At 57.9% G+C, this 1318-nt stretch carries 2 protein-coding genes; both read right to left on the bottom strand.

Annotated features, from left to right (window positions below; all coding sequences use genetic code 11):
- On the bottom strand, positions 1–513 hold a 513-nt coding region (locus WA367_RS07510; RefSeq protein ID WP_336056183.1), incomplete at its 3' end, for a hypothetical protein.
- A gap of 226 nt (positions 514–739) precedes the next feature.
- A complete protein-coding gene (locus WA367_RS07505; protein WP_336056182.1) occupies positions 740–1021 on the bottom strand; it encodes a hypothetical protein in 282 nt (93 codons plus the stop codon).
- Positions 1022–1318: the final 297 nt, after the last annotated feature.

Genomic DNA, 1318 nt, shown 5'->3' with positions numbered 1-1318 from the left:
CATGCGGATTGCTTCATCGCGCACCGTCTCATCCTGCCCAGCCAGATCGAGCAGAACAGAGGATGCGACACCATTCTGGATCAGTAACTCGCGCGGTGTCAGCGCCTCGCCGCGGAAGGCGATGCGTTCAGCACAGTCGCCGGGAAAGAGTTTGGCAAGTCGTACATAACGCTGCACGTCACGGCGCGGCACCTGGCACTCGTTCGCAAGGAATGCGGTGAGCTCACCGACCTTCATATCCTGCGAAAGCTCCTCCCACAGATCACCAATGCGGAATGCCGCCTTCGCCTGCTGCACGCGCCACCTTGTGACGCTGTCTTTGACCTTGCTCAACTCCTTGCCGAAGAGCGTTTCCATCTCACGAGCATCGTCGCCATCATCTGCTGCATCCTGTTCGGCATCAGCTGCGTGCCCAACGTCTTCCGGCACATTGTCCATGCCGTCGATCGGTGGCACATCATCGAGCAGGATGTGCTCATGCTTGTCGTCTTGCCGAGATTTCAGCTCTTCCATTCCCGCCCCCACAGTTCGTTGCTTGCACCCATAGCGGGCAAAGAATTGCGAGGCGGTGAGAGAGATTGTTCAAATGCGACCGTTCTCGGAACTAAAAACGAGGTCACTGCCCATCGAGGCTCCGCAGCGTCACTATGTGAGTTTCTGTAATTCTGATTCCAAAACACGGAGTAATGGGGGGAATACAGAACAGTGCATCACCATGTGATCCGCAAAGGGCCAAGCACTAGCCGAAGCGGCGCATCCGGCGGTGGAGCACCCGCATGACCTGCTCCCTGTCATAGCCGTCCTCGACCAACCGTCGCCGGGCGTATCTAAGGATCCACTGCAGCGCCTGCGGATGGAGCGCGGGGTCACGTGCCGCAGCACTGGCAAAGGCAGCTACAGCCGCAGCAACAGCAACATCGATGGTCGAGGCTTCTGGCCGCCTTTCGGCCGCCAGTCGCGTCCGGTAGCGCTGCTGGCGCTCCCTGTGGGATGCATCATCTGACTTCACTGCTCGGGGCATACTCTTTCTCCTCTGTCCCGTCACTACGAGACAAGGATGAGGGAGACCCATGCAAGGAACAAAAGCCGGCGGAAGGCATGCGAGGAAGCGACTGCTGCACGAACAGCGACAGCCTCCCTGCCCTTCTCCCCGCGCACGTCGTTCGCCGGAGTAACGCTTTCGCCCTTCTCAGAATCGACTTCTGAGAGACCTGAATCGCTTGTCCGTGATTCAGAATCCGAAGATCTCAATTTATTTTAAAGTGAGATGCCTTGCCTGCACGTGGAGATGCATTCTTCAGCTGGCAGAATCGCTTTT

The organism is Nitratireductor sp. CH_MIT9313-5 (assembly GCF_037029545.1).
Classification (GTDB): domain Bacteria; phylum Pseudomonadota; class Alphaproteobacteria; order Rhizobiales; family Rhizobiaceae; genus Chelativorans.
Note: the sequence above shows the minus strand (reverse complement) of the source record. Positions and strands in the feature narration are given on the sequence as shown.